This is a genomic window from Acidovorax sp. sif0632, from assembly GCF_019218805.1.
Lineage (GTDB): Bacteria > Pseudomonadota > Gammaproteobacteria > Burkholderiales > Burkholderiaceae_C > Acidovorax > Acidovorax facilis.
On the sequence record NZ_JAHUWW010000002.1, the window covers coordinates 865,848 to 890,172 of the forward strand.

Below are 24,325 nucleotides of genomic sequence, written 5' to 3' on the forward strand. Positions count from 1 at the left end.
ATGGGCGGACAAAAGGAGTTGCTTGAAGCTGCAGCCTTGTTAGAGCGGGCTTACCGGCTGGCACATGTGTTGCAAGGCGAAGGTTTGCTTGAAATCGGAAGCAGACAGTTTGTCGCAGATGAGCTTGTCGAGGTGCTTGATGAAGCTCGGGTGGCGCTTTTTGCAGCCTGTGATTTGCCCAAGCCGCTCTGATTTTCTCAGAGCAGGAATGAGTCATCCACGTACCAGCAAGCGTTCGAAAGATGAAACCGCGCGACTGCTCCTGGCCTGTTGATCTGGCGCAATCCAATCATGAGCCCCGTTCGAGCCGAGGCTGCCGAAGCCCTGGGCAAGCTGAGGTACAGCGCCATCGATACTCTGGAGTAAACCGCGCCGCATCAATAACAAGGCGCCCAACCCCCTCACCACTCCGCAAAACTCCCATCCCGATGCCGCCACACCGGGTTCCTCCACCGGTGTCCCTCTTGCGCCCGCTCGCGCACATAGTCTTCGTTCACCTCAATCCCTAGCCCCGGCCCGGTGGGGATGGCGACCATGCCGTCCTGGTACGCAAAAACCCCGGGGTTGGACACATAGTCCATCAGGTCGTTGGCCTGGTTGTAGTGTATGCCCAGGCTCTGCTCCTGGATGAAGGCGTTGTAGCAAACCGCATCCAGCTGCAGGTTGGCCGCCAGTGCAATCGGGCCCAGCGGGCAGTGCAGGGCCAGGGCCACGTCGTAGGCCTCGGCCATGCTGGCGATCTTGCGGGTTTCGGTGATGCCGCCTGCGTGTGAGGGGTCGGGCTGGATGATGTCCGCATAGCCGCCTTGCAGCACGCGCTTGAAGTCCCAGCGCGAGTACAGGCGCTCGCCCAGGGCGATGGGGGTGGAGGAGATGCGGGCAATCTCCTTCAGCGCCTCTTCGTGTTCGCTCAGTACGGGCTCTTCGATGAACATGAGCTTGTAGGGCTCCAGCTCCTTGACCAGCACCTTGGCCATGGGCCGGTGCACGCGGCCGTGGAAGTCCACGCCAATACCCACATTGGGCCCCACGGCCTCGCGCACGGCGGCCACGTTCTGCAGGCAGCGCTCCACCTTGTCGTAGCTGTCCACGTACTGCACCTCTTCGGTGCCGTTCATCTTGACGGCCGTGAAGCCGCGCGCCACGGCGGCCTGGGCAGCGGCGGCGGTCTCGCTGGGGCGGTCTCCGCCAATCCAGCTGTAGACCTTGATGTGGCTGCGCACATTGCCGCCCAGCAGTTCGGACACGGGCACGCCCAGCGCCTTGCCCTTGATGTCCCACAGCGCCTGGTCGATGCCGGCCAGCGCGCTCATGTGCACGCCGCCGCCCCGGTAGAAGCCGCCCCGGTACAGCACGGTCCAATGGTCTTCGATGTGGCGCGGGTCCTTGCCGACGAGGTAGTCTGCCAGCTCATCGACCGCAGCGGCCACGGTGTGCGCGCGGCCCTCCAGCACGGGTTCGCCCCAGCCGGTGATGCCTTCGTCGGTTTCGATTTTGAGAAAGCACCAGCGCGGCGGGACGATGAACGTGGTGAGTCGGGTGATCTTCATGGGGGATGGGCAGTCGGTTCAGAAATGCTGGGTTGTCTGGAACGAGTAGGGGGCGGTTCAGGCCGTGGCGGGCGCGGTGCCAAAGGACGCCTGCCACGCCCGCGCAAACGCTGCAGCCTTGTGCGCCACCTCGGGAGCCTGGTCGCCGGGCCGGTACAGGGCCGAGCCCAGGCCAAAGCCGCTGGCGCCAGCGGCCGCATAGGGGGCAATGCTCTCGGGCACGATGCCGCCCACGGGCACCAGCGCCATGGGCGGCGTGATGACGGCGCGCCAGGCCTTGAGCACATGGGGCGGCAGCGCCTCGGCCGGAAAGAGCTTGAGCATGTTGGCGCCCGCTGCCAGCGCGGCATAGGCTTCGGTCAGCGTGGCCACGCCGGGCGCGCAGGCCATGCCGGCGGCGCGGGCAGCGCGGATCACATCGGTGTCGCTGTGGGGCATGACGATGATCTGCCCACCGGCTGCGGCCACATCGGCCACGGCATCGATGGAGAGCACGGTGCCCGCGCCCACCAGGCAGTCGGCTGGCAGTGCATCGCGCAGTGCGCGGATGCTGGCCAGCGGCTCTGGCGAGTTGAGCGGCACTTCGATGATGCGAAACCCCGCGTCGTACAGCGCATGGCCGATGGCCACCACCTCGTACGGCTGCACGCCGCGCAGGATGGCGATGAGCCCGCAGCGCTGCAGGATGTGGAACAGGGCTTTGTCGATGGGGTTCATGCAGCCAGGCTCCCGGAGGTGAAGGGGTGTGAGGAGGCGGCGGGTGCGGGCGCAACGACCAGCCCTGCCGCCAGCGCGATCTGCCACAGCCCGGTGGCCGTGGCCTGCGTGGCGATGGTGGGTGCGGCAAAGCCATGGGTCTGCAGCGCGACGGCGTAGCGGCGGCACAGGTCGGGCTCACCGCACAGCACCAGCGTTTGTGGTGTTGTTGGGGTTTGATCCTGTGCGCGTGCCAGGCTGGCCACCTCGTGCCCGATCAGCAGGCCCGAGAGGTAGTCCGCTTGCGCGGTAGGCGCCAGCGCGCCGGTCAGCCCCAGCGTGCGGGTGCTGAAGATGTGCGAGAGCAGTCCCAGCGCGACATCGCTGCCCCGCGCCACCTCCAGCCCGCGCGCAAAGGCGCCGTCGTCGGGGGCCGCTGCAGCCTGCATGGTCTTGCCCAGAATCGTGTGGCCGCGCAGTGCGGCAAACACCTCGCCGGTCATGAACGTGTGGAACTGTTCGATGCGGCCCCGGCGTGCCAGCACCCATTTGCTGTGCGTGCCGGGCAGGCCGATGAGCACGGGCGCATCCGCAGGCAGTGCAAGGCCTGCCAGCACCCCAAGCACCTGGGTTTCTTCGCCGCGCATCACGTTGGGCAGGGCACCCTGCTGCAACAGGCCCGGCACGATGTGCAGCGGCGGGCCGTCGCGCCGCTCCACCAGCGTCAGGCCCCGCGCCAGTGCATCGAGCGAGGTGGGCGTCGGCAGGTACTTGGCCTCGCGCCAGCCCTGGGCGCTGCCCACCATGCCGCAGGCCAGCAGGGGCAGGTCAGGTGTGGCGGCCAGCCAATCGCCGCAGGTGTCTTGCAGTGCGCGTTCAAATGCGGCGCCGGGCTCGCCGTCTGCCACGCTCGCGGTGGCGGGGGGCAGGTTCATGATGCCCCAGGGGCGGTGCCGTGTCTCCAGCACCTCGCCATGCGCGCCCATGCGGAAGGCGCGCAATGCGCTCGTGCCCCAGTCCAGGGCAATCAGGCCCGCCTCGGCGGGCACCAGAAAACGTGCAGGCACCATGTGAGTCCTGCTTAACGTGCCCAGCGCAGCACCAGCGGGTCCAGCCGCCGCGCGATGTCGATCAGGCCGCGCCGCACCTCGGGGTGCATGGCCGGGAAGGGGTGGCGGCCTGCCTCGCAGGTGATCACGCCGCCTTCCTTCATCAGTGCCTTGGCCGTGAGGATGCCGCCCTGGCGGTTTTCGTGGTTGATGAGGGGCAACCAGCGCTGGTAGAGCGCAAAGGCCTGGTCCATGTCGCCCTGGCGGTGCGCCTCGATGATGGGGCGAATGCCGTCCGGGAACGCGCCGCCCGTCATCGCGCCCGTGGCGCCGGCATCCAGGTCGGCCAGTAGGGTGATGGCCTCTTCGCCGTCCCACGGGCCTTCGATGGCGTCTCCACCCAGGCGGATCAGCTCGCGCAGCTTGCTGGCGGCGCCGGGCACTTCGATCTTGAAGTAGGCCAGGTTCTCGATTTCCTGCGCCATGCGCGCGAGGAAGGGAGCCGACAGCACGGTGCCGCTGGCGGGCGCGTCCTGCACCATGATCGGGATGCGGATCGCATCCGACACACGGGCATAGAACTCGTAGATCTGTGCCTCGGGCACACGGAAGGTGGCGCCGTGGTAAGGCGGCATGACCATCACCATGGCCGCGCCCATGTCCTGCGCGGCGCGGCTGCGCTCGGCGCACACGCGGGTGCCGTAGTGGGTGGTGGTGACGATGACTGGCACGCGGCCTGCCACATGCTCCAGCGATGTGCGGGTGAGGACTTCGCGCTCGGCGTCCGATAGCGAGAACTGCTCAGAGAAGTTGGCCAGGATGCAGACGCCATCCACACCGGCGTCGATCATGAAGTCAAGGCAGCGCTTCTGGCTGTCGAGGTCGAGGCGGCCGTCTTCATGGAACGTGGTGGGCACCACGGGGAAGATGCCGCGGTAGCGAGGGTTCTGGAGGGAATGGGTGGCTGGCATGGCGGGTGCGGGTAAGAATTTGAGTGAAATATGCCTCTAGCGCTAGTTGAACAAGCGCTGGTAGCTATTGAATCTGTAGCAATTGACTGCGACGAGCGCCTCAGTGGGGCACATCAATGCGAGTGGCGGGGCACAGCAGCCCCCCGGCAGCCGACCAAGAAGTCAAAGTCGCAACCATCGTCCGCCTGCAGTACATGGTCCACATACAGCCGCTGGTAGCCGCCGCGTCCCCCGTTGTCCGTGCCAGCCAATGCGGCCAGGCGTGCTGCCAGTTCCTCGTCGCTGATGTCCAGGTGCAGGCGGCCGTTCTCGCAGTCCAGCTCAATGAAGTCGCCATCGCGCACGGCAGCCAGGGGGCCACCGGCTGCCGCCTCGGGCGCCACGTGCAGCACCACGGTGCCGTAGGCGGTGCCGCTCATGCGGGCGTCGGAGATGCGCACCATGTCCTTCACGCCCTGGCGCAGCAGCTTCGGGGGCAGGCCCATGTTGCCCACCTCGGCCATGCCGGGGTAGCCCTTGGGGCCGCAGTTCTTGAGCACCATCACGCAGCTGGCGTCGATGTCCAGGTTTTCATCGACGATGCGTTCCTTGTAGTGCTCCAGGTTCTCGAACACCACGGCGCGGCCCCGGTGCTTGAGCAGTTCGGGCGACGCGGCGGAGGGCTTGAGCACCGCGCCACGCGGCGCCAGGTTGCCGCGCAGGATGCAGATGCCGCCGTCGGCGATCAGCGGGTTGTTGATCGGGCGGATCACCTCGTCGTTGTATTGCGGGGCTTCGCGCACGTTGTCCCACAGGCTCTTGCCGTTGACGGTGAGTGCGTTGGGGTGGGGCAGTAGGCCGTTCTCGCCCAGGCGGCGCAGCACGGCGGGCAGGCCGCCCGCGTAGTAGAACTCTTCCATCAAGAAGCGGCCCGAGGGCTGCAGGTCCACCAACGTGGGCGTGCCGCGGCCGATACGGGTCCAGTCCTCCAGGTCGAGCTGCACGCCAATGCGGCCTGCGATGGCTTTCAAGTGAATGACGGCGTTGGTCGAGCCGCCGATGGCGGCGTTGGTGCGGATGGCGTTCTCGAATGCCTCGCGCGTCAGGATCTTGGACAGCGTGAGCCCTTCGTGTGCCATTTCCACGATCCGTTTGCCCGACATGTGGGCCAGCACATAGCGGCGCGAGTCCACCGCCGGTATGGCTGCGTTGTGCGGCAACGATGTGCCCAGCGACTCGGCCATGCAGGCCATGGTGCTGGCCGTGCCCATGGTGTTGCAGGTGCCGGCAGAGCGGGACATGCCGGCCTCGGCCGCGAAGAACTGGTGCTCGTTGATCTCGCCGGCTTTCAACGATTCGTGCAGGCGCCATACGGCGGTGCCCGAGCCGATGTCCTTGCCGTCGAGCTTGCCGTTGAGCATGGGCCCGCCCGTGACCACGATGGCGGGCACATCGCAGCTGGCCGCGCCCATCAGCAGCGCAGGCGTGGTCTTGTCGCAACCCACCAGCAGCACCACGGCGTCGATAGGGTTGCCGCGAATGGCCTCTTCCACGTCCATGCTGGCCAGGTTGCGTGTGAGCATGGCCGTGGGGCGCAGGTTGGATTCGCCGTTGGAGAACACCGGGAACTCCACCGGGAAGCCGCCCGCCTCGTAGATGCCGCGTTTCACATGCTCGGCAATCTTGCGGAAGTGCGCATTGCACGGGGTCAGCTCGGACCAGGTGTTGCAGATGCCGATCACGGGGCGGCCGTCGAACGTATGGTCGGGGATGCCCTGGTTCTTCATCCAGCTGCGGTACATGAAGCCGTTTTTGTCGGCCGTGCCGAACCATTCGGCGGAGCGGAGTTTGCGCTTGGGGGTGGTCATGGTGGGGTGCGAGAGAAAGAGGAGAAATGAAGAGTCAACGGGCCTTGCCCGAGCGGCGCGAAAGCAGCCGCTGCAGCAGACAGAAAGCGAACAGCAGCACACCAACGACGATGCGCGTCCACCAGGAGCTGAGCGTGCCGTCGAAGGAAATCAGGGTCTGGATGATTCCGAGCATGAGCACGCCAAACAGCGTGCCCGCCACATAGCCCACGCCGCCCGTGAGCAGCGTGCCGCCAATGACCACGGCGGCAATTGCGTCCAGTTCCATGCCCACGGCATGCAGGCCGTAGCCCGACAGCATGTAGAACGTGAACACCACGCCCGCCAGCGCCGAGCAAAAGCCCGACAGCGTGTACACGCCAATGAGCGTGCGGCGCACCGGCAGGCCCATGAGCACAGCCGAGTGCTCGCTGCCGCCCACCGCATACACGCTGCGGCCAAACGGCGTGCAGTGCGCCACAAAAAGGGCCACCAGCAGCACGCCAATGGCGATGAGCGCGCCCAGCGAGAGCGATGCGCCTTCCCACAGCGGCAGTCGCCACTGGGCCAGCTCCGAATAGCCTTCGTGGGTGATGCTGATGGAATCGATGCTGATCAGGTAGCACAGCCCCCGCGCCAGGAACATGCCTGCCAGCGTGACGATGAAGGGCTGCAGCCGAAAGCGCTCGATGAGGAAGCCCATGAACGCGCCAAATGCCGTGCCCATCAGCAGCACCAGTGGGATGGCGACTATCGGGTTCCACCCCCGGTGTTCCACCAGCGCGGCCAGCACCATGGTGGTCAGCGCCACCACCGAGCCCACCGAGAGGTCAATACCGCCCGACAGGATCACGAACGTCATGCCCACCGCCACGATGATGAGGAAGGCGTTGTCGATCAGCAGGTTGAGGAACACCTGGGCCGAGAAGAACCCGGTGTACAGCACCGAACCCAGCGTGGCCATGGCCACGAACAGCGAGATGGTGGCCGCCAGCGGCAGGTACTTGGGGTTGAACCGGGCGCGCGCAGCGGCGGCCGGTGGGGCAGGGGGGCTCACGGTGCCGAAGCCTGCGGTCTTGGGAACGGCGCTCATTGCAAGGCTCCCGCGCCAGGACGGCGTGCCAGCGCGCCGACTTGCGCCCGGAACTCGGGCGACTGCAGCAGCATGACGATGAATACGACCACGGCCTTCACCACCAGGTTGATCTCGGGCGGCACGCCCAGCGAGTAGATGGCGTAGGTCAGCGTCTGGATGATGAGTGCGCCAATCACGCTGCCCACCAGGCTGAAACGGCCTCCGGTGAGGGCGGTGCCACCCAGCGTGACGGCCAGGATGGCGTCCAGCTCCAGCAGTTGCCCGGCGTTGTTGCCGTCTGCACTCTTCACGTTGGAGCTGATAAGCAAACCCGCAATGCCCGCGCACACGCCGCAGAACACATAGGCCGCCACGATAAGCCGCCCCGCCTGCACACCCGCCACCCGCGCCGCCGTGGGGTTGATGCCCACTGCCTGGATGAACAGGCCCAGCGCAGTGCGCGTGATGGCGAGGTACAGCACCACGAAGACTGCGGCCACTACGAACACAGAGAACGGCAGCCCTGCCAGGTACCCGCCGCCCATGAAGAAGTAGGGCGTGTAGTAGATGGTGATGATCTGCCCGTCGGTGATGAGCTGGGCAATGCCCCGGCCTGCCACCATGAGGATCAGTGTGGCAATGATGGGCTGCATGCCCACCTTGGCGACCAGCACGCCATTCCACAGCCCGCACAGCAGTGCCACGCCAATGGCGCCCAGAATGGCGACTGGGAGCGGAAACCGGCTTTCGGTGCCTGACACCGAGCCGCCGATCAGCCACGCGGCCACTGCCGCTGCAATGGCCACCGTCGCACCCACCGAGATGTCGATACCCCGAGTGGCGATCACCAGCGTCATGCCCAGCGACACCAGCACCAGCGGTGCGGCGCGGTTCAGTATGTCGATGAGGCTGCCGTACAGGTGCCCATCCCGCCACTCAATGCGCAGAAAGCTGGCGTTGAAGGCCGTATTGACAGCCAGCAACAGCAGCAGCGTGATGATGGGCCACGCTAGGCGGTGGCGCAGCAGCGCGGCCAAAAGGGAAGGAGAGGGGGAACGTTCAAGCATGTTCTGCGGCGATGAGTTCGTAGACGGCGTCTTCGCTACTGCCCGCAGGCAGCTCACCCACCTTGTGGCGGTCGCGGAGCACCACGATGCGGTGCGCCACGCGCACCACCTCGCTCATTTCGGAAGAGATGAACAGCACGGCCATGCCCGCCTGGGCCAGGCGCAGGATCTGGTCCATGATTTCCTGCTTGGCGGCCACGTCGATGCCGCGTGTGGGTTCGTCCAGGATCAACAGGCGCGGCTCGATGGCCATCCAGCGCGCGAGGATCGCCTTTTGCTGGTTGCCGCCCGAGAGCAGGCCGATGGGCTTGTCCACACTCTCGGTCTTGATGCCCAGCAGCTTCACATAGCGCTCGGCCAGCGCCGTTTGCTCGTCGCGCGAGAGAAATTTGCTCACGCCCATGCGGGCCTGCAGCGCCAACGCAATGTTCTCGCGCACCGAGAGTTCGGCCACGATGCCGTCGGTCTTGCGCTCTTCGGGGCACAGGGCCAGGCCATGGCGGATGGCGTCCATGGGGTTTGCGAACTTCACCACCTGCCCGTCGATGCGCAGCGCGCCCCGGTCGGGCTGCTCCAGGCCAAACAGCAGGCGCGCCAGCTCGGTGCGGCCTGAGCCCAGCAAGCCCGCCAGGCCCACCACCTCGCCCGCGCGGATCTGCAGGTCCAGCGGCTGCAGTTGCGTGTCCTGCCCCAGGCCCTCGGCTTGCAGCAGCGTGGCCTGGCGGCGGTCCACGGCGGGCGCTGGTGCGGGTTGCTCCGACGCTGCGGCCAGGTCGCGCCCCAGCATGGCCGCGATCAGTGCCTGTGGGCCCAGGTCCTGCGCGCGCCACTCGCCCACCCAGCTGCCGTTGCGCAATACGGTGATGCGGTCGGAAACGGCATACACCTGGTTCAGGAAATGCGTCACAAAGACGATGGACAGCCCCTCGCTGCGCAGGCGCCGAAGCACCTCAAAGAGCTTTTGCACCTCATCGTCGTCCAGGCTGGAGGTGGGCTCATCCAGAATCAGCACGCGCGATTCGATGCTGAGTGCGCGCGCAATCGCCACCAGCTGCTGCACGGCCACGGGGTAGTCCGACAGCAGGCGCGTCACGTCGATCTGCAGCCCGATGCGCGCCACCAGATCGCGGGCGCGCTGGTGCAGCGTGGCCCAGTCGATGCGAAAGCCCTGCGCGATGCCGCAGCGCGGGTAGCGGCCCGCAAAGATGTTCTCGGCCACCGAGAGGTTGGGGCAGAGATTGACCTCCTGGTACACGGTGCTGATGCCCAGGCGCTGCGCGGCCAGGGGCGAGTCGGGCCACACGGCTTCTCCACCCAGCCGCATCTGCCCACCGCTGGCCTCCAGCACGCCCGTCAGCACCTTGATCAGTGTGGACTTGCCCGCACCGTTTTGCCCCATCAGCGCATGGATCTCGCCAGGGTAGAGGTTGAGCTGCACATCACGCAGCACGGTGATGCCCGCAAACTGCTTGTGGATGCCCGAGAGCTGCAGCACCGGGGCTGCAGCAGGGGCGTAAGCGGTGGATGCGTCCATGGCAGCCGTCATGCCTTGTTCTTGTTGTAGACATCCACGAGCACGGCGGCCAGCAGCACCACGCCCTTGATGACCTGCTGGTAGTCGATGCCGATGCCCAGGATGGACATGCCGTTGTTCATCACGCCCATCACAAAGGCGCCAATGACCGCGCCCATCACCTTGCCCACGCCGCCCGATGCCGATGCGCCGCCGATGAAGCAGGCCGCAATCACGTCCAGCTCAAAACCCAGGCCGGCCTTGGGCGTGGCGGTGTTGAGCCGCGCCGCAAACACCAGCCCGGCCAGGGCGGCCAGCACGCCCATGTTGATGAAGGCATACAGCGTGAGCCGCTCGGTCTTGATGCCCGAGAGCTTGGCCGCCTTCTCGTTGCCGCCCATGGCATAGATGCGGCGGCCGACGGTGGTGCGGCTGGTGACAAAGTCGAACAGCACGATCAGCAGCGCCATCACGATGAGCACGTTGGGCAGGCCCTTGTACGAAGCGAGCAGGTAGCTGAAGTACCCCAGCAACCCACCAAACACCACGGTGCGGGCGATGAACAGACCTGCAGGCTCGGTCTGCACGCCGTGGCGCAGGCGGTTTGTGCGCTGGCGCAGTCCACCCACGGCCAGGGCCGCAGCCACGGCCGCACCCAACAGCAGCGAGGTCATGCGCAGCCCTTCCACGCTGAACAGGTCGGGGATGAAGCCCGAGCTGAGCATCTGGAAGGCCGAGGGGAACGGCCCCACCGACTGCCCCGCCAGCAGCGCCAGCGCCAGGCCCTTGAACACCAGCATGCCCGCCAGCGTGACGATGAACGACGGAATGCGCGAGAACGCCACAAAGCTGCCTTGAATGGCGCCGATGAGCCCGCCGCACAGCAGGCACACCAGCGTGGCCGGTACAAAGTGCCAGTTGTATTCGACCATCAGCACCGCTGCCAGCGCGCCGATGAAGCCACACACCGAGCCCACCGACAGGTCGATGTGCCCGGCCACGATGACCAGCAACATGCCCAGCGCCATGATGACGATGTAGCTGTTCTGCAGCACCAGGTTGGTGAGGTTCAAGGGCTGCATCAGCGTGCCCTCGGTCATATACTGGAAGAAGCCCATGATGGCCACCAGCGTGATCAACATGCCGTATTCGCGCAGGTTGTGCTGCAGGTGCTGCAACAGCGATTTGTCGTGCCGCGCCGCTGCTGTCGGGCTGCCGTCGGCCAGCGTGCTGGCGGGGGGATGGGTGGTCTGGCTCATTTCGGTCATCAGTTCAATGCGTTGTGCGGTTCATCAGGCGCTGAAGAGGGGCGCTGCAGCTACGCGCGGCCGCCGTGCAAGGGCCGCCCCGCCGCACGGGCGGCGTCCCCCTTGGGGGGGATGGCGCGAAGCGCCTCAGGGGGGGCACTCACGATGGCTCGCATGATCTTTTCTTGCGAGGCATCTGAAGTTGGCATCTCGGCCACAAAGCGGCCTTCGTTCATCACATAGATGCGGTCCGTGATGCCCAGCAGCTCAGGCATTTCGGAGGAGATCACGATCACGCATTTGCCCTCGGCCGCCAACTGGGCGATGAGGGTGTAGATCTCATACTTGGCGCCCACGTCGATGCCGCGCGTGGGCTCGTCGAGGATGAGCACTTCGGGGCTGGTGAACAGCCATTTGCTCAGCACCACTTTTTGCTGGTTGCCGCCCGACAGGTTCAGCGTCTTCTGGTCCACGCCCGAGCAGCGGATGCGCAGCTTCTCGCGGTAGTCCTGTGCCACGCGGTGTTCCTGACCGCTGTCGATCACGCTGGCGAACGACACGCCCGGCAGGTTGGCCAGCGAGGTGTTGAACTGGATGTCTTCGTTCAGCACCAGGCCATTGCCCTTGCGGTCTTCGGTCACATAGGCCAGGCCGTGGCGCACGGCCTTTTCCACAGTGCTCACGTCGATGGGTTGGCCGTGCAGCCGCACTTCGCCGCTGATGCGCTGGCCCCAGGAGCGGCCGAAGATGCTCATGGCCAGCTCGGTGCGGCCTGCGCCCATCAGGCCCGCAATGCCCACTATCTCGCCGCGCCGCACATTCAGGTCGATGCCCTTGAGGTGCTCGCGGTCGCTGCGCTGCGGGTGGTGGGCGCGCCAGTTGAGCACCTCAAAAACAATGTCACCCACTTGCGGCTGGCGCTGGGGGTAGCGGTCGCTCATCTCGCGGCCCACCATGGCCTGGATCACGCGGTCTTCGCTCACCGGGCCTTCGCGGCAGTCCAGCATCTGCACGGTGCTGCCGTCGCGCAGCACGGTGATCGAGTCGGCTACGCGCGAGATTTCGTTGAGCTTGTGCGAGATCAGGATGCAGGTAATGCCCTGGGCTTTCAGCTCCAGCAGCAGGTCCAGCAGGGCCTGGCTGTCGTTCTCGTTGAGGCTCGCGGTGGGCTCGTCCAGGATCAGCAGGCGCACCTTGCGCGACAGCGCCTTGGCAATTTCCACCAGCTGCTGCTTGCCCACACCCAGCTGGCCCACCGGTGTGTCGGGCGACTCGCGCAGGCCCACCTTGTGCAGCAGCGCCTGGGCGCGGCTGTGTGCGGCCATCCAGTCGATGACGCCGTGCCGCGCGGTTTCGTTGCCGAGGAAGATGTTCTCGGCAATCGACAGCAGTGGCACCAGCGCCAACTCCTGGTGAATGATGATGATGCCCAGGTGCTCGCTGTCGCGGATGCCTGCAAACTCGCGCTCCTGCCCGTCGAACAGGATCTGGCCGCTGTAGCTGCCGTGCGAGTACACACCCGACAGCACCTTCATCAGCGTGGATTTTCCCGCCCCGTTTTCGCCGACGATGGCATGAATCTCCCCGGCCTGCACCTCCAGGTTGACCTGGTTCAGCGCCACTACGCCGGGGAAGGTTTTGCGGATGTTCCGCATTTCAAGAAGCATGGTCTCTCAGTCTGTTGGTGGGGCCTCTGGCCCCATCCCGGTTGCAGGCCGCCTGCGCTGCCCCAGAGGCATTCGCAGGCGGCGGCTTTAGATGCAGAAGCCGCTTGCGCTCACTTGATCTGAGACTCTTTGTAGTAGCCACTGCCGACCAGCACCGTGTTCCAGTTGGATACGTCCACCGACACCGGCTTGAGCAGGTACGAGGGCACCACCTTCACGCCGTTGTTGTAGGTCTTGGTGTCGTTGATCTCGGGCTGCTTGCCTGTCAGCACGGCGTCCACCATGTTGGCGGCCACCTTGGCCAGCTCGCGGGTGTCCTTGAACACGGTGGAAGACTGTTCGCCCTTGAGGATGGACTTGATGGAAGGCACCTCAGCGTCCTGGCCGCTGACCACGGGGCAGGGCTGCTGGGCGGTGCAGTAGCCCACGCCCTTGAGGGAGGACAGGATGCCGATGGAGATGCCGTCATAGGGCGAGAGCACCGCATGCACCTTGTCCTTGCCATAGTAGGCCGACAGCAGGTTGTCCATGCGCGCCTGGGCCACCGAGCCATCCCAGCGCAGCGTGCCCACCTTGTTCATACCGGTCTGCTTGCTGCGCACCACCAGCTTGCCGCTGTCGATGTAGGGTTGCAGCACGCTCATGGCGCCGTCGTAGAAAAAGAAGGCGTTGTTGTCGTCGGGCGAGCCGCCGAACAGTTCGATGTTGAATGGGCCCTTGCCTTGCTTGAGGCCCAACTTGTCCACGATGGACGTGGCCTGCAGCACGCCCACCTGGAAGTTGTCGAACGTGGCGTAGTAGTCCACGTTCTTCGATCCCTTGATGAGGCGGTCGTACGCGATGACCTTCACGCCCTTGTCGGCCGCACTTTGCAGCACGCGCGACAGCGTGGTGCCGTCAATCGACGCGATCACCAGCACCTTGGCACCCTTGGTGATCATGTTCTCGATCTGCGCGAGCTGGTTGGGGATGTCGTCTTCGGCGTACTGCAGGTCGGTCTTGTAGCCCCGGTCCTTGAGCACCTTGACCATGTTGTCGCCATCGGCAATCCAGCGCGCCGAGGACTTGGTGGGCATCGAGATGCCGATGGTGCCCTTGTCCTGGGCCGATGCCACGGACGTGGCGCCAATGGCAGCCAGTGCCACGGTGGCCAACACGGCCTTGAAAATTGCACGCTTCATTTGAGTCTGTCTCCTGGTGTTGTTCTAAATTTAGGTAGCTTGGAGGCCGTATGAAACTGGCGCGATCTAGTACCAGTGCCACCGCGCAAGGGCCGCCCCGCCGCGCTGGTGGCGTCCCCCTTGGGGGAAGACGCCGCAGGCGGCTCAGGGGGCAATAGATCAATACTTCCTGTTCGGGAATTCCTTCGCCGCCACTTCCATCGGGAAAATGCCTTCCTCGGTCACGATGCGCTTGGGCACGGCCTTGCCAGCCTTGATGTCCTTCACGGCGCTCATCAGCTGCGGGCCCAGCAGGGGGCTGCACTCCACGCTCACGTTGAGCTTGCCGGCGATCATGGCTTCGAAGGCGCCCTTCACTGCATCGATGGAGATGATCACGATGTCCTTGGCGGGCTTCATGCCGGCCTCTTCGATGGCCTGGATGGCGCCAATCGCCATGTCGTCGTTGTGCGCGTACAGCACATTGATCTTCTTGCCCTCGGCCTTCAGGAAGGCTTCCATCACTTCCTTGCCCTTGGCGCGGGTGAAGTCGCCGGTCTGGCTGCGGATGATCTTGAACTTGGGGTCGGCCTTGATGACTTCTTCAAAACCCTTCTTGCGGTCGATGGCAGGGGCGGAGCCCACGGTGCCTTGCAGCTCGACGATGTTTACCTCGCCCTTCTGGTCCTTCATCTTTTCCACCAGCCAGCGGCCCGCCTTGCGGCCTTCTTCCACGAAGTCCGAGCCCATGAAGGTCACATACAGCGACGTGTCCTTGGTGTTCACTGCGCGGTCGGTCAGCACCACGGGGATCTTGGCGGCCTTGGCCTCGCGCAGCACGGGTTCCCAGCCCGACTCCACCACGGGCGAGAACGCAATCACGTCCACCTTCTGCGCGATGAACGAGCGGATGGCCTTGATCTGGTTCTCCTGCTTCTGCTGCGCGTCCGAGAACTTCAACTCGATGCCGGCCTCTTTGGCGGCGGACTTGATGGACTCGGTGTTGGCGGTGCGCCATTCGCTCTCGGCCCCCACCTGGCTGAAGCCCAGCACGAGGGGCTTTTGCGCCCAGGCGGCGCCGGGCAGCAAGGCGGCCACGGGCACGCTGGCCAAGGCGGCAGCAACGGTGCGGCGGTTCATTTTCATCATCTTGTCTCCTGTCTGTAATGGTTGGTTGACGATGGTTGCGGGATGGAAAGAAGGAACGCTCGAAAAAGGGCAAGGCTCAAGCCAGCATGTAGCCCGTCTTGACCGTGGTGTAGAACTCGGCGGCGTAGCGCCCCTGCTCGCGGGCGCCGTAGCTCGATTCCTTGCGGCCACCAAAAGGCACATGGAAGTCCACACCCGCCGTGGGCAGGTTCACCATGGTCATGCCCACGGCAGCGTGGCGCTTGAAGTGCATGGCGCGCTTGAGCGACGTGGTGCAGATGCCCGCACACAGGCCAAAGGGCGTGTCGTTGGCCAAGGCCAGTGCGTGCTCGTAGTCGTCAGCCCGCAGCACGCAGGCCACGGGGCCAAAGATTTCCTCGCGCGCCACGCGGTGCTCGGGGCGGGCCAGAAAGAGGGCGGGGCTCATGTAATGGCCTGGGGTGGGGCGCTCCAGGCGCTCGCCACCCCAGGCATGCTCCGCCCCCTCATTGCGCGCAATGTCGATGTAGCCCAGGTTCTGTGTCAGCTGGTTGTCGTCCACCACCGGGCCCATCTCGGTGCCGCGCTCCAGCGCATGGCCCACCTTCAGGCTGGCCAACCGGTTGCGCAGGCGCGCCACAAAGGCGTCGTGCACCTCGGCCTCGACAATGAGGCGGCTCGATGCGGTGCAGCGCTGGCCGGTGGAAAAATACGAGCCCTGCAGCGCGCAGTCCACCGCCTGGTCCAGGTCGGCGTCGGCCAGCACGATGAGCGGGTTCTTGCCGCCCATCTCCAGCTGCACCTTGGCGCGCCGTGCTGAGGCCGCGCGCAGGATGCGGTCGCCGGTGGAAACAGAGCCGGTAAAGCTCAGCGCATTGACCAGCGGGTGGTCCACCAGCGTCTGGCCCACCTCGCGGCCGCTGCCCATGACGAGGTTGAAGGCACCGGCGGGCAGGCCGCTGCGGCTGATGATTTCGGCCAGCGCCCAGCCACAGGCGGGCACCAGCTCGGCGGGCTTGAAGACCACGGTGTTGCCGTAGGCCAGGGCCGGGGCGATCTTCCAGGCCGGGATGGCGAACGGGAAGTTCCACGGCGCGATGATGCCCACCACGCCCACGGGCTCGCGGGTCACATCCACCTGCACGCCCTGGCGCACAGAGGCCAGCAGCTCGCCCTGGATGCGCAGCGCCTCGCCCGCAAAGAACTTGAAGATCTGCCCGCTGCGCGCCACCTCGGCGATGCCTTCGGGCAGCGTCTTGCCTTCTTCACGGGCCAGCAGTGCGCCCAGCTCGTCCTTGCGTGCCAGCAGCTCGCTGCCGATCATGTCCAGCACGTCGGCGCGGCGTTGGGGCGTGCTCTGGCTCCAGGTGGGCAGGGCGTCGGCCGCAGCGCGCACGGCCAGCTCGGTCTGGTTGCGGTCGGCGCGGGCGTATTCGGCCACCACCTCGCGGGTGTCCGACGGATTGGTGCTGATGCCGGTGGTGGTGCCGATTTCCCACCGGCCGTTGATCAGGTGCCGGGGGCTGAGCTGGAGGTCGCCGAGCTTCATGGAGAGAGGCCTTTGTTGCAGTTGCGGCGAAGTCTATGGAATGTTTTGATATCAATCCAATCGTTTTTTAGACAAAATACATATCGTTCTTTGCATTCTGGAAAACCCCTCCCTTTTCCCGTCCTCCTATCCATGAGCACCTACAACCACTGGTTCATCCGCGCCCGCCTCAAGACGCGCCAACTGCTGCTGCTGGTGGCCCTGGCCGAAGAGGGCAACATCCACCGCGCCGCCCAGGTGCTCAGCATGACCCAGCCCGCTGCGTCCAAGCTGCTCAAGGACCTGGAGGACGTGCTGGAGGTGTCGCTGTTTGACCGCCTGCCGCGTGGCATGCGCCCCACCTGGTACGGCGAAACGATGATCCGCCACGCGCGCATGGCCCTGGCCAACCTGAACCAGGCGCACGACGAGATCGGTGCGCTCAAGCGCGGGCACTACGGCCAAGTGGGCATCGGCGCCATCACCTCACCCGGCCTGAGCCTCCTGCCCGCCGCCGTGGCGCTGGTCAAACAGGAGCATCCCAGCCTGCGCATTTCGCTCGACATCGAGACCAGCCCGGTGCTGCTGGAGCGGTTGGAGCAGGGCAAGCTCGACATCGTGGTGGGCCGCCTGTACGAGGAGCACGACAAGGAGAACCTGCGTTATGAGTCGCTGACGGAGGAGCTGGTCTGCGCCATGACGCGCCCGGGCCACCCGCTGTCGAGCATGACCGGGTTGACGCTGCGCGATGTGGTGTCGGCCAGCTGGATCGTGCCGCCTGCGGGCAGCGTGCTGCGCCACCGGTTTGACCTGATGTTCCAGCAGGACGGGCTGGCGCCGCCGCTGCACACGGTGGAGACATCGGCGCTGTTGTTCATCACGCGCATGCTGCAGCAGAGCGACATGATTGCGGTGGTGGCGGAGGATGTGGCGCGCTATTACGCGGCGCATGGGATCGTGACGGTGTTGCCGCTGGCGATGCCGTGCCATATGGATGCGTTCGGGATCATCACGCGGTCGGACCGGCTGTTGTCGCCAGCGGCGAAGGTGATGATGAAGGCGTTGAAGCAGACGAGTCTGGTGCAGTATGGGCGGAGGTTGGAGGTGGGGGATTGATGGTTTTGAATGAATATTGGCTGTATGCGCCAGTGGGATATGTGCTGGTAGCTATTGATTTTGTAGTGTTGGTTTTTGTGCGCTGATTGGGTGGCGTGCCTTTGTTGAGGGCGGAGGCCGGGAGTCGCCCCGGCGGGCGAGGTACTTTTCTTTGCTTCGCCAAAGAAAAGTACCCAAAAGAAAGGCGACCCCCAGTCTGCGACCCCTGCGCTTCGCTCCGGGGCAAACCTGCGGCGGGGCGGTTGCGGGGTGCGCCGTGGAACTCGCTCTGCGCTGGCGCGCGCCGCTCAAACATCCACGGCGAGTCAGAGCACGAAGCATGGGCGCTCCGACGCCCATGCTCACCCCGCAACCGCCCCGCCGCAGGCGCAGCCAGCAGGGGGTTGGGCAGCCGAACCTCCAACAGCCGAACAGCCACACGGGCCATTGCTGCGCTCGGCCGTGCCTGCGCAGCGCGAGGCGCTTGCGCCCGCGAGACCGTGCCGAGCGCAGCGCAGCGAAGCAATGGCCCGTGTGGATGTCCGCTCCCCCGGGTTCCCTTCTGTATGCGCCTGGGGCGCGCATGCTTCGTGAACTGACTCACCGCAGTTGTCCGAGCGGAGCGCCGCAGGCGCGCAGCGAGTTCTGCGGTGCACCCCGTGACCGAGCACCCCAGGTTGCCCCGCAGCGCAGCGAAGGGGTCGCAGACAGTAGGGTCGCCCTTTCTTTGGTTCCTTTCTTTCGGCGACGCGAAAGAAAGGGACTCGCCCGCCGGGGCGACATCCCGGCCTCTGCCCTCAACCCAAGCACGCCGCCCAAACTAGAGAACGAGCTTCCACCGGCTTCGACAGGCTCAACCCGAACGGGCGGGAGTCATCAGGACTGCAAAAACAATAGCTGCTAGCGCTTGATGGATAGGCGCCAGAGCCCAAAAAGACCTCAAAAATTCAAACCCACCCCGCATCCACCTTGAACTCCTGCGCCGTACACATCGCCGCATCATCCGACGCCAAAAACAACACCATCCGCGCAATGTCATGCGGCCGCAGCTTGTCCGGCAAACACTGATTGCGCGCCAGCTCCTTCTCACCCTCGGCGTCCAGCCACAGCTTGATCTGCCGCTCTGTCATGACCCACCCCGGCGACACCGTGTTGATGCGGATCCGGTCCTGCCCCAGCGTCTTGGCCAGCCCGCGCGTGAGGCCGTTTACCGACGACTTGGCAATGGCATAGCAAGGGTAGCCCGTGCCCTTGCCCTGCCAACCGGTGGAGCCCAGGTTGATCACCGAGCCCGCGCCCAGCCTGCGCATGCCCGGCACCACGGCCTGGATGGCGAAGAAGGCGGGGCGCTCGTTGATGGCCATGCGCTCGTCGTAGTACTCGGGCGTTACGGATTCGAGCGTGTGCCGGTCATCGCTGGCCACGTTGTTCACCAGCACCGCAAAGTCGCTGCCCAACTCGGCCGCCGCTTCGGCCACGCAGGCCTGCAGGGCGTTCACGTCGCGCACATCACACACACGCCACCAGGGGCGGGGCAGGCCTGCGTCGGCAATGTGCTGGGCCAGGGCTTCGCTCGCGTTGCGCGCCACGTCCACAAACGCCACGCGGGCACCTTGTTCGGCAAACGCCGCCACGATGGCCGCGCCAATGCCGCTGCCGCCGCCCGTCACAAACACGGCACGGCCTTGCAGGCTGGGGAATTTCGCCAGGCCCTGGGGGGCGCCGGTTGCATCGGTCGAGGAAGAGGAGGGGGTAAAAACCTTTGACATATAAATATTGCAATCAATCAATTGAAAAAAATTTCATTTCAAGCATCAATTGGCGTTGATAAGATGCCGTTCGTCAAGTGCCTGGCGGCAGGCCGATACAAAAAAAGACCGGAGACACGCATGCGCCCCTTGCTGGATACCCCCTTCTCTCCACCCGAGGGCGCTGCCCGTTCCGCGCCCATCACCGGCGCCGTGCGCTGCGTGATCGCACTGGGCAACGCGCTGGGCGAAGGCGTGCTCTGGTCGGTGCGCGAGCAGGCCGTGTACTGGGTGGACATCCTTGGTCGCGAACTGCACCGCTGGGACCCGGCCACCGGCGCCCACCAGCGCTGGACGTTTGACGAAGAGATCTCCGCCATCGCCGAGCGCGCGCACGCCCCGGGCTTCATCGTCACGCTGCGCCGGGGTTTTGCGCTGTTTGACCCGGCCACCGACATTGCACCGCGCTACCTGCACCAGCCCGAACCCGACCGCGCGGGCAACCGTTTCAACGACGGCAAGTGCGATGCACAAGGGCGCTTCTGGGCGGGCTCCATGGACTTTGCGTGCGAGGCGCCCACGGGCGCGCTCTACCGCTATGACCCCGACGGCAGTTGCACCCGGCACGACGACGGCTTTGCCGTGACCAACGGCCCTACCTGGTCTGGCACGGGGCAGGGCGCGGCCATGTTTTTCAACGCCACCATCGAAGGCAACACCTACCGCTACGACAGCAATCTGGCCGCAGGCACCGTGTCCAACAGAACGTTGTGGAAGCATTGGCTACCCGAAGACGGCCTGCCCGATGGCATGACCACCGACGCGCAGGGCCGCCTGTGGATTGCGCACTGGGGCGGCTGGTGCGTGACCTGCCACGACCCGGTCACCGCCGCCGAACTGGGCCGCGTGCGCTTGCCAGTCAGCCAGGTCACCACTTGCGCGTTTGGCGGCGCAGACCTGCGCACACTGTTCATCAGCTCCGCGCGGGTAGGCCTCACGCCCGAGCAACTGGCTGCCGAGCCGCTGGCCGGGGCGCTGTTTGCGGTGGACACCGACAGCCTGGGTCTGCCCGCCCATCCATTTGGCGGCTGAGAGCGGCTCACAAAACCCTTCTGGCGCCGTTGCCGCGTCTTGTCGTACTACGCGTACTGCCTGCGATGCGGCGCCTGGCCAGAACCGCTGCGCGGGGTTTTGATATCCGCTCTAAGCGCTGAACGCAGCCCCGAGCAATCTGCCAACCCGCAATTCCCGTCAACACACCAAAGAAAGCACACCGCCCATGACCGAGGCCACATCCTCCCACCCCATCGTCTGGCTGCACCACGCGGGGCAGCACCTGGGCCTGGTGCCCACACTGGGCGGCAGCGTGGCAGCCTGGCAGATCGACGACCCGCAAGAGGCTGGCGCACGCATCGACCTGTGGCGCCCGTGGGACGGCGCCACGCCCGACCTGTACCAGCTCGCGTCGTTTGCCATGGTGCCCTGGTCCAACCGCATCAGCGGCGGCGGGTTTGAGCACGCGGGCCAGTTCCACCCCATGCGCCCCAACCGCTTGGGCGAGCCGTACCCTATTCACGGCGATGGCTGGCTGCAGTCCTGGCAACTCACCCAGCCCGCGCCCGACACGCTGCAGATGCAGCTGCGCTCCGAGCGCTTTGACGACAACCCCTACGAGTACGAATGTGTACAGACCTTCCGCCTGGTGGACGGCGGCCTGGACCAGTCGGTGCAAGTGCGGCACCTGGGCGCGCAGCCGCTGCCCTACGGCCTGGGCCTGCACCCCTGGTTTCCGCGCACGCCCCGCACGCGCATCACGGCGCCGGTGCAGGGCGTGTGGCTGTGTGGCGATGACCCTCTGCCCACACAGCACACGCAGCACTTCCCGCCCGGCTGGGACTTGAACAGCGGCGCTCCCGCCAATGGCGGCCTGATCGACAACGCCTACACCGGCTGGGGCGGCACGGCCCAGATCGACTGGCCCGAGCGGGGCCTGCGCTTGACCGCCCAGATGCCGGACTTTGCGCAAGACGGCGGTACCGACCAGCACTACTGCCTGATCTACCGACCGCCACAGGGCCCAGCATTCTGCTTTGAGCCCATCACACAACCCATCGACGCCTTCCATCAGCGCGGGCAGCCCGGCCTGCGCACGCTGGCGCAGGGGGAGTCGATGGCGCTGCGTGTGCAGTGGCGCTACAGCAGCTGCGTGAGTGAGGTGGATGCGGGGCAGTAGATTTTGATTGAAATTGGCCCTAGCGCTTAATGGTTATCGGTTGTTTGCTATCGAAATAATAGTTTTCAGACACGACTGACTCCACGGGCTTTCTGCACCTAACTGGCCGTGCGTGCACCCCGCGCCGATTTCGCCTTGGCCTTCGCACCCCCGGCATTCAGGGCCACCGCTGCACGGATTAGCGCCTTGAAGGCCTCCGCGTCCACGGTGTCCCCTTCGTGGATGTCTATGGCACGCCGGGCGTTGCCGTCCAGACTGGCGTTGAAGAGCTTCGCCGGGTCTGGTAGCGATGCTCCCTTCAGAAAGGTCAGTTTTACCGCTGACTTGTACGACTCGCCCGTGCACAGAATCCCGCCCAGCGACCACACGGGCGTGCCGTTCCACTTCCATTCCTCCAACACCTCGGGCGCCGCCTCATGGATCAGCAGGCGCATGCGGCCCAGTGCTTGCCCGCGCCAATCGTTCAGGTCGGCGATGCGCTGGTCGATCAGCACCGATGCGGGCGGGCCTTCGGGGGTTTTTTCAGTGCTCATGAGGTCTCCTGGTCAGTCAAGGTTGCAAGCCCCGCCTGCAACCGGTGGGGATTCCGCGCAGCGGCCGGGTAGCACCTGAGGGGTCAGAACGTTGGTGATGAAGCGTGATTTTTCCTCACGGTAGCGCTCCATGCCAAAGGGCGCAAAACGCTGCTTGAGCAGGTTGTACTGCTCCACCAGGCACGGGTCTGCACGCAAGGCATCGCGAAAGTGCAGAAAGAACTCAAACTCCGATCCTTTGGCCACCACCTGCAATGCCACGTCCGTGTCTGTGCGTGGCGACAGCAGCATGCACAGCTCTGGCGTGCGCAAGGTGTCCTTTTTGGCCACGTAGCCTGCGCCCTGCAGCACCTGAACGGCCCGCGCGTGCTCTTGCGCAGTCACCAGCACGCAAATGTCCAGATCGCCCTTGGACACGGCACCAGGTATGGCCGACGCACCAATGTGCTCCAACTGGGCAAGAGGTAGGAGCCGGGCGATCTCTTGCACTACCGACAGATATACGGCACCAGCGGCTGCCTGGTACTCGGAGGGTTCCAACAACTTCATGGGGTCATGATGATGCCAGTCTGGCGGGGCAGCGGCCCCTGCAAAAGCCTGGTTCAGGACGGCTCGGGCTGTTGCTTTCGATCACCCCCATGCGCCCCCGTCCGCCCTGCTGAGGTTGTGATAATTTGCAACTATTCGACCGCCACCCCAACCACCCCGCAGGGACGATCAACCGATGAAGAACACCCAACCTGGAATCTCTGGTCCGTTTGCACCACTTGCCATGCTGATGCTGCTGTCAGCGCTGCCCTTTGCCGCGTCGGCCCAAACGATTTCCAGCGGCGCCCCTGCCGTGGCCAACGTGCCGGTGGACAGCCCCTTGGCGCTGGGCGCCTTGCTGGTGGCTGTTGCGCTGGCCGGGTGGTGGTCGCTGCGCCGCAGTCACGGCGTGCGGCGTGTGGCTTCGCTGCTGCTGGTGGCCGCAGTGGTGGGCCTGGCGGGGCAGGGGGCGGGTTTGATGGCGCAGGTTGTCAGTGCCTTCACCCAACCTGCGGGCGAGACACTGCCCATTACCGTCAGCCCCATCACAGCCGGTGGCTTCACAGGCTTTCAGCCTGCGGACTTCAGCAACAACTCAGGCGCTGCGCTGCGAATTGCCGCCATCGACCCGCCCGACCTGGCCCAGTGTTTTGCCACCAACCCGGCCAACACCTTGCTGCCCCCCGGGCCTCCCACGCCATCGCCCCATCCCGCCTGCGGCGTGGGGGCCATGCTGGCCAATGGTGCCACCTGCCGGGTGGATGTCGAGGCCATCTGCCGCAGCCTCTACGTCTCGGGCGCCACGCTGACCGCCATCAGCCCCACCTCTGGCACTGGATCGGGTGGGGTCGGCGTCACGCTGACCGGCACCGGGCTCACCGGCGCCACCAGCATCACTTTTGACGGTGTGCCCGCTACCTCGATCAACGTGGTCAACGCCACCACCATCACGGCGGTCGCGCCAGCGCATGCAGCGGGTGCCGTCAATGTGGCGGTTTTCACCCCGGCCGGGGCCGCTCAGCTGGCCAACGGCTATACCTACCTGATCACCGCTGTGGGGCAGACCAGTGGCGGCGGCGTGATTGCTGCGCTGGGTGGCGGGCTGAACAACCTGATTGCGGCCACCGCAGACAACAGCACCGGGATCGGGTGGGGTGGCTTCGGCACGGCCGTGGGGCCGGGTGCGCAAAGCGACACCGACGGCGCCAGCAACACCGCGGGCGTCGGAGTGGCCCTGGGTGCGGGCGTTTATGCCGCGCAACTGTGCAGTACCTACCAGGTCGATTCGCAAGGCAATACACCCTGCCAGGCGGGTAACACCTGCTACAACGACTGGTTCCTGCCCGCCCGCAACCAGCTCGCGGCGCTGTATACCAACAGGGTGGCGGTAGGCGGCTTCGCCAACGCCCTCTATTGGAGCTCCACCGAGGGCTCGGCCTCGCCCCTGACCGACGCATGGATCAATGATTTTTCCATCGGCAATCCGGTGACCATCCCCAAGACCCAAAACCTGCAGACGCGGTGCGTGCGTGCCTTCACGCCTTGAAGGCCCGGGCGCATGCCGTAAAGCGCCGAAAATTTGGTTGAAATATGCTCTGGCGCTTGATGGACAAGCGTCAGAAGCTATCAAATAGTGAGCAATCGACCTTGGGCATATGCAGAACACCGGCCGGGCCGCAACGGCCCGTGGTTTACCCGCTTGCTGCCCATT

At 65.5% G+C, this 24,325-nt stretch carries 21 protein-coding genes; 5 read left to right on the top strand and 16 right to left on the bottom strand.

Translation table 11 applies throughout. The features are described from left to right. A complete protein-coding gene (locus tag KW832_RS09260; protein WP_218299643.1) occupies nucleotides 1-192 on the top strand; it encodes a hypothetical protein in 192 nt (63 codons plus the stop codon). Between the two features lie 209 nt (nucleotides 193-401). On the opposite strand, the gene dgoD is transcribed toward KW832_RS09260, so the two are convergent. From dgoD to KW832_RS09325, 13 genes are all read right to left on the bottom strand, one after another. After that, nucleotides 402-1,550 carry a galactonate dehydratase gene (dgoD, locus tag KW832_RS09265; RefSeq protein WP_099729999.1) on the bottom strand — a complete coding sequence of 383 codons (1,149 nt, stop codon included), beginning with the start codon at nucleotides 1,548-1,550 and terminating at the stop codon, nucleotides 402-404. 57 nt (nucleotides 1,551-1,607) lie between these two features. Then, nucleotides 1,608-2,267, bottom strand: coding sequence for a 2-dehydro-3-deoxy-6-phosphogalactonate aldolase (locus KW832_RS09270; protein WP_218299644.1), 660 nt, complete (start codon nucleotides 2,265-2,267; stop codon nucleotides 1,608-1,610). Next, on the bottom strand, nucleotides 2,264-3,316 hold the full coding sequence (locus KW832_RS09275) for a 2-dehydro-3-deoxygalactonokinase (protein WP_218299645.1): 1,053 nt from the start codon (nucleotides 3,314-3,316) through the stop codon (nucleotides 2,264-2,266). Before KW832_RS09275 ends, KW832_RS09270 begins: the two co-directional genes overlap by 4 nt. An 11-nt stretch (nucleotides 3,317-3,327) precedes the next feature. Further along, a complete protein-coding gene (locus KW832_RS09280) occupies nucleotides 3,328-4,266 on the bottom strand; it encodes a dihydrodipicolinate synthase family protein (RefSeq protein WP_218299646.1) in 939 nt (312 codons plus the stop codon). A gap of 113 nt (nucleotides 4,267-4,379) precedes the next feature. Further along, entirely contained in the window at nucleotides 4,380-6,113 is a 1,734-nt protein-coding gene (locus tag KW832_RS09285; RefSeq protein ID WP_218299647.1) for an IlvD/Edd family dehydratase, read from the bottom strand. Nucleotides 6,114-6,147: 34 nt separating this feature from the next. Further along, nucleotides 6,148-7,185 carry a galactofuranose ABC transporter, permease protein YjfF gene (gene yjfF / locus KW832_RS09290; protein WP_218299648.1) on the bottom strand — a complete coding sequence of 346 codons (1,038 nt, stop codon included), beginning with the start codon at nucleotides 7,183-7,185 and terminating at the stop codon, nucleotides 6,148-6,150. Beyond that, complete coding sequence (locus KW832_RS09295) at nucleotides 7,182-8,234, bottom strand: ABC transporter permease (protein ID WP_218299649.1); 1,053 nt, start codon at nucleotides 8,232-8,234, stop codon at nucleotides 7,182-7,184. Before KW832_RS09295 ends, yjfF begins: the two co-directional genes overlap by 4 nt. Next, entirely contained in the window at nucleotides 8,227-9,780 is a 1,554-nt protein-coding gene (locus KW832_RS09300; RefSeq protein WP_255577592.1) for a sugar ABC transporter ATP-binding protein, read from the bottom strand. The genes KW832_RS09295 and KW832_RS09300 overlap by 8 nt, the downstream gene beginning before the upstream one ends. Beyond that, nucleotides 9,777-11,006, bottom strand: a complete 1,230-nt coding sequence (mmsB, locus tag KW832_RS09305; protein ID WP_255577644.1) for a multiple monosaccharide ABC transporter permease — start codon at nucleotides 11,004-11,006, stop codon at nucleotides 9,777-9,779. Before mmsB ends, KW832_RS09300 begins: the two co-directional genes overlap by 4 nt. 59 nt (nucleotides 11,007-11,065) lie before the next feature. Next, a complete protein-coding gene (gene mmsA, locus KW832_RS09310) occupies nucleotides 11,066-12,661 on the bottom strand; it encodes a multiple monosaccharide ABC transporter ATP-binding protein (RefSeq protein ID WP_218299650.1) in 1,596 nt (531 codons plus the stop codon). 110 nt (nucleotides 12,662-12,771) lie between these two features. After that, nucleotides 12,772-13,842, bottom strand: coding sequence for a multiple monosaccharide ABC transporter substrate-binding protein (gene chvE, locus KW832_RS09315; RefSeq protein ID WP_121419871.1), 1,071 nt, complete (start codon nucleotides 13,840-13,842; stop codon nucleotides 12,772-12,774). Between the two features lie 159 nt (nucleotides 13,843-14,001). Next, a complete protein-coding gene (locus tag KW832_RS09320; protein ID WP_121508715.1) occupies nucleotides 14,002-14,967 on the bottom strand; it encodes an ABC transporter substrate-binding protein in 966 nt (321 codons plus the stop codon). A 79-nt stretch (nucleotides 14,968-15,046) separates the two neighbouring features. Then, nucleotides 15,047-16,498: an aldehyde dehydrogenase family protein gene (locus tag KW832_RS09325; protein ID WP_218299651.1), complete on the bottom strand. Its 1,452-nt coding sequence runs from the start codon at nucleotides 16,496-16,498 to the stop codon at nucleotides 15,047-15,049. A 132-nt stretch (nucleotides 16,499-16,630) separates the two neighbouring features. On the opposite strand from KW832_RS09325, the gene KW832_RS09330 reads away from it, so the two are divergent. Continuing rightward, nucleotides 16,631-17,593 (top strand): LysR substrate-binding domain-containing protein, encoded by a 963-nt coding sequence (locus KW832_RS09330; RefSeq protein WP_108497702.1) that lies wholly within the window; start codon nucleotides 16,631-16,633, stop codon nucleotides 17,591-17,593. 926 nt (nucleotides 17,594-18,519) lie between these two features. Here the strand turns inward: KW832_RS09330 and KW832_RS09335 are convergent. Then, the gene (locus KW832_RS09335) at nucleotides 18,520-19,341 is read right to left on the bottom strand and encodes an SDR family NAD(P)-dependent oxidoreductase (RefSeq protein WP_218299652.1); all 822 of its coding nucleotides are present in this window, start codon (nucleotides 19,339-19,341) and stop codon (nucleotides 18,520-18,522) included. A gap of 120 nt (nucleotides 19,342-19,461) precedes the next feature. On the opposite strand from KW832_RS09335, the gene KW832_RS09340 reads away from it, so the two are divergent. Next, complete coding sequence (locus KW832_RS09340; RefSeq protein WP_218299653.1) at nucleotides 19,462-20,412, top strand: SMP-30/gluconolactonase/LRE family protein; 951 nt, start codon at nucleotides 19,462-19,464, stop codon at nucleotides 20,410-20,412. A 187-nt stretch (nucleotides 20,413-20,599) separates the two neighbouring features. Further along, the gene (locus KW832_RS09345) at nucleotides 20,600-21,553 is read left to right on the top strand and encodes an aldose 1-epimerase (RefSeq protein WP_218299654.1); all 954 of its coding nucleotides are present in this window, start codon (nucleotides 20,600-20,602) and stop codon (nucleotides 21,551-21,553) included. A 98-nt stretch (nucleotides 21,554-21,651) separates the two neighbouring features. On the opposite strand, the gene KW832_RS09350 is transcribed toward KW832_RS09345, so the two are convergent. Next, entirely contained in the window at nucleotides 21,652-22,086 is a 435-nt protein-coding gene (locus KW832_RS09350) for a DUF1801 domain-containing protein (protein ID WP_218299655.1), read from the bottom strand. Nucleotides 22,087-22,098: 12 nt separating this feature from the next. After that, a complete protein-coding gene (locus KW832_RS09355; protein WP_218299656.1) occupies nucleotides 22,099-22,635 on the bottom strand; it encodes a GrpB family protein in 537 nt (178 codons plus the stop codon). A 175-nt stretch (nucleotides 22,636-22,810) separates the two neighbouring features. Between KW832_RS09355 and KW832_RS09360 the strand changes: the two genes are divergently transcribed. Then, nucleotides 22,811-24,160, top strand: a complete 1,350-nt coding sequence (locus tag KW832_RS09360; protein WP_218299657.1) for a midcut-by-XrtH protein — start codon at nucleotides 22,811-22,813, stop codon at nucleotides 24,158-24,160. Nucleotides 24,161-24,325: the final 165 nt, after the last annotated feature.

Bases quoted from the DNA above. Each gene is read 5' to 3' on its own strand.
- KW832_RS09260 (WP_218299643.1), top strand. From the start codon at position 1: ATGGGCGGACAAAAGGAGTTGCTTGAAGCTGCAGCCTTGTTAGAGCGG.
- dgoD (WP_099729999.1), bottom strand. From the start codon at position 1,550: ATGAAGATCACCCGACTCACCACGTTCATCGTCCCGCCGCGCTGGTGC.
- KW832_RS09270 (WP_218299644.1), bottom strand. From the start codon at position 2,267: ATGAACCCCATCGACAAAGCCCTGTTCCACATCCTGCAGCGCTGCGGG.
- KW832_RS09275 (WP_218299645.1), bottom strand. From the start codon at position 3,316: ATGGTGCCTGCACGTTTTCTGGTGCCCGCCGAGGCGGGCCTGATTGCC.
- KW832_RS09280 (WP_218299646.1), bottom strand. From the start codon at position 4,266: ATGCCAGCCACCCATTCCCTCCAGAACCCTCGCTACCGCGGCATCTTC.
- KW832_RS09285 (WP_218299647.1), bottom strand. From the start codon at position 6,113: ATGACCACCCCCAAGCGCAAACTCCGCTCCGCCGAATGGTTCGGCACG.
- yjfF (WP_218299648.1), bottom strand. From the start codon at position 7,185: ATGAGCGCCGTTCCCAAGACCGCAGGCTTCGGCACCGTGAGCCCCCCT.
- KW832_RS09295 (WP_218299649.1), bottom strand. From the start codon at position 8,234: ATGCTTGAACGTTCCCCCTCTCCTTCCCTTTTGGCCGCGCTGCTGCGC.
- KW832_RS09300 (WP_255577592.1), bottom strand. From the start codon at position 9,780: ATGACGGCTGCCATGGACGCATCCACCGCTTACGCCCCTGCTGCAGCC.
- mmsB (WP_255577644.1), bottom strand. From the start codon at position 11,006: ATGAGCCAGACCACCCATCCCCCCGCCAGCACGCTGGCCGACGGCAGC.
- mmsA (WP_218299650.1), bottom strand. From the start codon at position 12,661: ATGCTTCTTGAAATGCGGAACATCCGCAAAACCTTCCCCGGCGTAGTG.
- chvE (WP_121419871.1), bottom strand. From the start codon at position 13,842: ATGAAGCGTGCAATTTTCAAGGCCGTGTTGGCCACCGTGGCACTGGCT.
- KW832_RS09320 (WP_121508715.1), bottom strand. From the start codon at position 14,967: ATGAAAATGAACCGCCGCACCGTTGCTGCCGCCTTGGCCAGCGTGCCC.
- KW832_RS09325 (WP_218299651.1), bottom strand. From the start codon at position 16,498: ATGAAGCTCGGCGACCTCCAGCTCAGCCCCCGGCACCTGATCAACGGC.
- KW832_RS09330 (WP_108497702.1), top strand. From the start codon at position 16,631: ATGAGCACCTACAACCACTGGTTCATCCGCGCCCGCCTCAAGACGCGC.
- KW832_RS09335 (WP_218299652.1), bottom strand. From the start codon at position 19,341: ATGTCAAAGGTTTTTACCCCCTCCTCTTCCTCGACCGATGCAACCGGC.
- KW832_RS09340 (WP_218299653.1), top strand. From the start codon at position 19,462: ATGCGCCCCTTGCTGGATACCCCCTTCTCTCCACCCGAGGGCGCTGCC.
- KW832_RS09345 (WP_218299654.1), top strand. From the start codon at position 20,600: ATGACCGAGGCCACATCCTCCCACCCCATCGTCTGGCTGCACCACGCG.
- KW832_RS09350 (WP_218299655.1), bottom strand. From the start codon at position 22,086: ATGAGCACTGAAAAAACCCCCGAAGGCCCGCCCGCATCGGTGCTGATC.
- KW832_RS09355 (WP_218299656.1), bottom strand. From the start codon at position 22,635: ATGAAGTTGTTGGAACCCTCCGAGTACCAGGCAGCCGCTGGTGCCGTA.
- KW832_RS09360 (WP_218299657.1), top strand. From the start codon at position 22,811: ATGAAGAACACCCAACCTGGAATCTCTGGTCCGTTTGCACCACTTGCC.